6 protein-coding genes and 1 pseudogene are annotated in these 7,112 nt (G+C 44.1%); all 7 read left to right on the top strand.

The window, feature by feature from the left end; all coding sequences use genetic code 11:
- Positions 1 to 205 precede the first annotated feature (205 nt).
- Positions 206 to 673, top strand: coding sequence for a DUF3408 domain-containing protein (locus HPS53_RS12310; protein WP_172206492.1), 468 nt, complete (start codon positions 206 to 208; stop codon positions 671 to 673).
- A gap of 279 nt (positions 674 to 952) precedes the next feature.
- Positions 953 to 1,375, top strand: a complete 423-nt coding sequence (mobA, locus tag HPS53_RS12315) for a conjugal transfer protein MobA (protein ID WP_024988826.1) — start codon at positions 953 to 955, stop codon at positions 1,373 to 1,375.
- Positions 1,376 to 1,627: 252 nt separating this feature from the next.
- Entirely contained in the window at positions 1,628 to 2,449 is an 822-nt protein-coding gene (locus HPS53_RS12320; protein WP_172206494.1) for a helix-turn-helix domain-containing protein, read from the top strand.
- 80 nt (positions 2,450 to 2,529) lie between these two features.
- Positions 2,530 to 3,150 (top strand): CatA-like O-acetyltransferase, family 2, encoded by a 621-nt coding sequence (locus tag HPS53_RS12325; RefSeq protein ID WP_172206496.1) that lies wholly within the window; start codon positions 2,530 to 2,532, stop codon positions 3,148 to 3,150.
- A 249-nt stretch (positions 3,151 to 3,399) separates the two neighbouring features.
- Positions 3,400 to 4,689 carry an MATE family efflux transporter gene (locus tag HPS53_RS12330; RefSeq protein WP_172206498.1) on the top strand — a complete coding sequence of 430 codons (1,290 nt, stop codon included), beginning with the start codon at positions 3,400 to 3,402 and terminating at the stop codon, positions 4,687 to 4,689.
- Between the two features lie 12 nt (positions 4,690 to 4,701).
- Entirely contained in the window at positions 4,702 to 5,319 is a 618-nt protein-coding gene (locus HPS53_RS12335; protein ID WP_172206500.1) for a CatB-related O-acetyltransferase, read from the top strand.
- A gap of 5 nt (positions 5,320 to 5,324) precedes the next feature.
- Positions 5,325 to 7,112: pseudogene (locus HPS53_RS12340) on the top strand (hybrid sensor histidine kinase/response regulator); the annotation flags it as partial.

Raw genomic sequence — 7,112 nt, forward strand, 5'->3', positions numbered from 1 at the left:
CTTTGTTCTTCCGATTATTCACGTCCGGCAAATCTGTGAAGTCCTCACCAATATCTCTATCACCATAAAGCAAAGTCTCACAATATTGCCTAACCGAATCCAAGTTGTTGACTGACTGTACTAAAACGTCTTACTTTGCTTGCAACAATCGGTCAAGGCACAGACCAAGACCACAGTAATAACTTAATCAACCTGTTTTATGACAATGAAAAGAGAACCAAGTATCAGTGAGCAGCAGGCTCGTGAAATCGTGGAAAGAATGGGACGCAGGGAATCCCGCAGTGAGAAGTCTATGGACGACTTCTACAGGAACATCGGTCTGGATCCGGAACAGCTGGCACAACCCGGCAAGACCGTCACGAAAAAAGCGGAAACTGTTACAGCGGATGAACCGTCAGGCGGAACGCCCGAAGAAGTGGCAGTCCCACAGAAGCGTGTCAGCAGCAAACAACGCAGGCTGTCGCTGGACGAGTACCGTACCGCTTACCTGCGAGTACCCAAGATAACCGACCGCAAGCCCGTGTTCGTCAGCGGTGAGGTGCGTGACCGGCTGGACGGGATTGTCCGCCGTCTCGGCGGGCGTGGCATGAGTGCTTCGGGACTTATCGAGAACCTCGCCCGCCTGCACCTTGAAACCTACCGGGAGGACATCGAGCAGTGGCGCAAACTCTGAGCGAATTACGGTAGAACCAATCAAGTCGGTGGATATACTCCATCGGCTTGACCGATATTCCAAATGAGTTATTATACTCACAAACCAATCCGACAGGCGGAGGATTCTTGTGTCTTCAAAGACACAGCAAGGTATATTTTCAGTTACCCGAATAATTTTAAGTAACTGAAAACACCTTTACCGCCGTGGGTAGAATTATCCTCCGCAGTCGGATAATTTCGGGGTTCCTTAATCAAAGATTAAACAATGGATGAACCATTAAATTAAAAGAACAAGAGAATGGAAAAGAAGAGCAAGTACGGGAGAAATCCCAAATTGAATCCGAAGACGCACTGCGTGATGGTGCGCTTCGATGATGAGGAATGGAACAAATTTCTCACGATGTACGAAGAATCACAGGTGTATGCGAAAGCTGTTTTTCTGAAGGCGCATTTCTTCGGGCAGAAGTTCAAGGTGCTGAAAGTGGACAAGACTCTGGTGGACTACTACACCAAACTGTCGGACTTCCACGCCCAGTTCCGTGCCATCGGTACGAACTACAATCAGGTCGTTAAAGAGTTGCGCATCCACTTTTCGGAGAAGAAGGCGATGGCGTTGCTCTACAAGTTGGAGAAACATACCATCGACCTTGTGAAACTGAGCCGGGAGATCGTGGAACTTTCAAGGGAGATGTATGCTAAGTGGGAACAACAGAAAGGATAAATTCCATTGTACACCTAAAAAATACTGTAGGTACACAGCCCTGTGAAATAATGCGAAACGCCGAGAATTTCATAGGGTCCACCATATCATCATCGGACGTCCGGAACTATATACGAAAGATGGGAATCGACCGAAAGGATTGAAAATATAATTCTTATCATAGAAACGACTTTGTCATTATGCGCAGTCGTTTCTATGTTTCATTTACCTCTTTTTACTTAGTAACTAACACGAAATTGCTACTTTTGTAAAATGATTCAAGAGAAGTTCAAATTTTACAAGCCATGTAAGCTATTGCAACCTTACGTGAGATATTATTGGGTATTCAAAAGTAACCAGTTTTTGAATACCCTGACTTTTCCTATCGGTTGCCCTCAAATCATCTTCCATAAGCAAACACCACTATATATTCCCGAATTGAATGTTATACAAGACAAACTTACCATCAGCGGACAAGTTAATTTTTCATCCCATTTGTATGCTGACGGCAATACAGAAATGATAGTGGTCGTGTTCCAGCCCCACGCCATGAGTATGTTTCTGAACATACCGACATCCCTTTTTTACAACCGGGAAGTTTCGGGCTATGATATTGAAAACAAAAGTTTGAATGAACTGGCTACACGAATATTCGACTGTGAGAATAATTCTATTTGCATAAGCTATATAGAAAAATGGCTGTTGTCACAAATTGCCGATAATTTGACTGATACCACATACAGAGTTAAAAGAATAGATGCCGCCATACAGCGAATATATATCACTCCGCAAATCTCTGTAAACGAATTATCTTCTATTGCCTGCCTAAGTAAAAAACAGTTTGAGCGGTTGTTTCATTCATTTGTAGGCATCAATCCCAAAGAATATACCCGTATCGTCCGCTTCCAAAAGGCTTTGGCGCAGATGCAGCATCAAGCGGGCAAAGAAATCAATCAGGCACAAATAGCATATGCCAGTGGTTATGCCGACCAGTCGCACTTTATCCGGGAGTTCAAGAAATTCTGCGGATATACGCCCGTGTCTTTGCTGAAAGTATCAAATCCATATTCCGATTTGTTCACCAATCCCATATAAATGTCCCGTTTGTTCTATCCGGGGTCAAACGCTTCTCCTACTTTTGCGACCTGATTCATTAAATGAAAATAGCATTAAGTATGAAAGAAGTAAATCCCCAAGAAACCAGCCGGGCATACGCCTTTGAAATGTGGATGAACGCACCTATGCCAATGGTGACGTTCTTTAAGACACTCAACGTGTCACGCCTTGTGAAAATCAGCCGGAAATCGGGCATGAAGTTTAATATGTTGATGTGCTGGTGCATCGGCAAAGCCGCAAGAAACGTGAAAGAATTTTATCTGCTGCCCGTTGGCGGTAAACTGATGCAGTACGATACCATTGCAGTAAACACCATTGTCGCCAACAGAGAGGGCGAGGTAAGTTCATGTGATATTCCTTTCTGCGATGATTTATCTTTGTTTAACCAACACTATCTGCAACTTACCAAACAAGTGGCTGAAAGTTGCGTCAATAACGACTTGACGGAAAGCATGGTTATCGGAACTTCCGCATTGGCACAATATGAAATAGACGGTGCTGTCGGGATGTATAGCGGCATTTTTAATAATCCGTTTCTTATTTGGGGCAAATACAAACGCTGCCTGCTGAAAACGACACTCACCGTTTCTTTCCAGTTCCACCACACGCAAATGGACGGGGCGCACGCTTCCCGCTTTTTAGATGGGGTTCAGAAAGAAATTGATAAATTAAGAATATAAGTTCAGGAAAAAACGCTATCTTTGCAGAACTAACAGAAAAATAAATAGTTGTTCAACAATATGAAATGGCAGTTGTGCATATAGCTACGCCGGGCGAATAGCACTTCAAATTATTGCTATTCAGCAATAGACAGGCTTATGTTTTAAGTTTGCCTGTCATTGTTTTGTCATTATCCCTTATTATAAATCTATAAGATTGTCGTGCTGCTTAAAGCGGCAGGATGTATTGTATCATATTGGTTTGAACAAATGAATTATACCTATAAGAAAATCTGGCTCATCGCTTTTCCTGTAATGATGAGCATCCTTATCGAACAGCTGATAAACATTACCGATGCTTTGTTTTTAGGGCATGTGGGTGACGTGGAACTGGGTGCATCTGCCCTTGCCGGAATATGGTTCTTGGCAATTTATATGCTCGGCTTCGGGTTCAGTTTGGGGTTGCAAGTGGTAATTGCCCGCCGAAACGGAGAGCAGCGGTATGCAGAAACGGGAAAAACGTTCTTTCAGGGATTATTTTTCTTGCTGATACTGGCGGTACTCCTCTGTCTGCTGTCCAAGATATTTTCTCCCGTTCTGTTGAAGCATCTGATAACTTCGGATGATGTTTATAATGCGGTTATCCGCTATTTGGATTGGCGTATTTGGGGATTGTTGTTCTCTTTCCCGTTCCTTGCCTTACGCTCGTTTTTGGTAGGCATTACACAGACAAAATCCTTGAACATGGCGGCTTTCACAGCCGTACTGGTGAACATTCCGCTGAACCGGCTCCTGATATTCGGCTTCGATATGGGTATATCGGGAGCGGCTATCGCTTCTTCATCTGCCGAAATGTGTTCGCTGGCTGTATTGGCTGCATATATGTTTCGGCACATTGATAAAAAAGCGTATGGCTTATACTGGCGTATTGATATAACTATATTGAAAGAGGTATTTTCTATCTCGGTATGGAGTATGCTCCAGTTCTTTACAAGTGTAGCCATTTGGTTTCTGTTCTTCGTGGCTATCGAACGTTTGGGAGAAACGGAATTGGCTGTATCGAACATTGTAAGAAGTGTTTCCGCACTGTTTTCCGTTATCGTCAATGCATTGGCAGGTGTCACCGGTTCTTTGGTGAGTAACCTGATTGGAGCAGGTGAAAAGAAACAAGTTTTTCCGCTTTGCCATAAGATTATCCGTTTAGGATATGCGACAGGCATTCCACTGATTGCTTTTGCGTTGTTCTTTCACCAGCACATTATAGGGGCTTATACGGAAAATCCCGCTATCATACAGCTTGCATGGTCGCCTTTTCTTGTCATGCTATTGAATTACTTCTTTGCACTACCCGGTTACGTCTATCTGAATGCTACAACAGGAACGGGAGCGACACGGACGGTATTCATTTTTCAGGTGATAACTACTATTGCTTATCTGTTCTGCTTATGGGGATTAGATTTTTGTGATGTTCCGTTAGCGGCATATTGGGCAGTGGAATACTTATATGTAATGCTGCTTGGTACACAATCCGTCATTTATCTTAAATATAAACAATACTAAGAACTGAAAGTTATGATGAACAAGATATATCCCCGTAAAGGTGACACGCAAACCGTTTATTTGAATGCTGTCGTAAAAGACCCGTCTATCGAAATAGGCGACTATACCATTTACAATGATTTTGTTTCAGACCCGTGTCTGTTTGAGCAAAACAATGTGTTGTATCACTATCCCATTAACCATGAACGGCTGATAATTGGAAAGTTCTGTTCTATTGCTTGCGGTGCAAAATTTCTGTTCAACTGCGCCAATCATACCCTGAAATCACTATCGACTTACACGTTCCCGCTGTTTTATGAAGATTGGGAATTGGATAAGGCAAATGTGGCTTCCGCTTGGAACAACAAAGGCGACATCGTAATAGGCAATGATGTATGGATAGGCTATGAAGCCGTTATTATGGCTGGTGTCCATATCGGTGACGGTGCTATTGTTGGTACAAGGGCGGTTGTGACGAAAGATGTTCCGCCCTATACCATTGTAGGTGGTATCCCCGCAAAGGAGATACGAAAGCGGTTCAGTCCTGATATAATAGAACAGATGCAGGATTTGAAATGGTGGGACTGGTCAGTAGATAAGATACGGGAGTTTTTGCCTTATCTGAAAGATGGACGTTGGGATAAATTATAGGCAGTATGAAATCAATCAAGAATCTAATTTCACTCGGCTATTTGCTGATGGCATTATTGGTTATCGGCATAATGTATATTTGGTATAAAGAATGGTGCGATTTAGAGAAATTGGAAGTTCAGAATCGTCATATAGATACTTTTCGCCAAGAATCGCACGAAATATTTGTTTTTCTTATTGAGCTATCTTTATCGGGCGAGACTGTATTGGAGTGGGAAGATGCAGATTTGGAATATTACCATTATCAACGAATGGTAATGGACAGTATGCTCTGCCGTTTCAAAGCTACCTATCCGGCAGAGCGTATCGACAGTGTACGCCATCTTCTCGAAGATAAGGAACGGCAGATGTGCCAAATTGTTCAGATACTTGAGCAGCAACAAGCCATCAACGATAAGATAACCAGTCAAGTACCTGTAATCATACAGAAGAGTGTGCAGGAACAGCCCAAGAAGTCCAAGCGCAAGGGTTTCTTGGGCATCTTCGGCAAAAAGGAAGAAGCGAAACCAACTGCGACCACCACGATGCTCCGTTCCCTTAACCGGAATATCATAGCGGAACAACAGACGCAAAGCCGCCGTTTGTCGGAACATGCCGACAGTCTTGCTGCACGAAATGCAGAACTGAATAGGCAGCTGCAAGGACTGATTATTCAAATAGATGGAAAAGTTCAAGCAGACCTGCAAAAAAGGGAATTGGAAATAGCTGCCATGCGGGAACGGTCGTTCATTCAGATTGGCGGCTTGACAGGATTCGTTGTGTTGTTATTGGTGATCTCTTACATAATCATCCACTGAAATATCACCCGTATCAAACGGTACAAAATAGAAACAGCAGATTTAATAAAACAGCAGAAACGGTCTATCAAACAAAACGAGGAACTGATTGCCTCCCAAAAGAAAGCGGTGCATACCATCACCCATGAGCTGCGCACACCTTTAACGGCAATAATCGGTTATAACGCGTTGATGGAAAAAGGGAATGATGCGGATAAAAAAGAGCAATATGTCCGTAATATCCGGCAATCTTCCGACCGTATGCGCGAAATGCTCAACACCCTGCTGAGTTTCTTCCGTCTGGACAACGGCAAGGAACAGCCGAATTTCTCTCCTTGCCGGATTTCGGCAATCACGCACATTCTTGAAACGGAGTTTACACCCATCGCCATGAACAAGGGGCTGGCTCTGACCATAACCAATCAAACGGATACAGTCGTCCTGACCGACAAGGAACGTATCCTGCAAATCGGCAACAACCTGCTGTCCAACGCCATCAAGTTCACGGAGAACGGTGGCGTTTCCCTGAGAACGGACTACGATAACGGCGTCCTTAAACTTATCGTCGAAGATACGGGCACAGGAATGACCGAGGAAGAACAGCAACGTGTGTTTGGTGCGTTTGAACGTCTTTCAAACGCCGCCGCAAAAGACGGCTTCGGACTGGGACTGTCCATCGTTCAGCGTATCGTGACAATGCTCGGCGGCACGATACAGTTGGAGAGCGAGAAAGGCAAAGGCAGCCGTTTCACGGTGGAAATACCCATGCAGACAGCCGGGGAACTGCCGGAAAGGATAAATCAGACAAGGATTCATCATGACCGTACATTCCATGATGTGATTGCCATCGACAATGACGAGGTACTTCTCCTGATGCTTAAAGAAATGTATGCACAGGAAGGCGTACACTGCGAAACCTGCACCGATGCTGCGGAACTGATGGAAATGATACGCCGGAAAGAATACAGCCTGCTTCTGACGGATCTGAACATGCCGGAAATCAACGGCTTCGAGCTG

The sequence above is a fragment of the Prevotella sp. PTAC genome (genome assembly GCF_013166535.1).
GTDB lineage: Bacteria > Bacteroidota > Bacteroidia > Bacteroidales > Bacteroidaceae > Prevotella.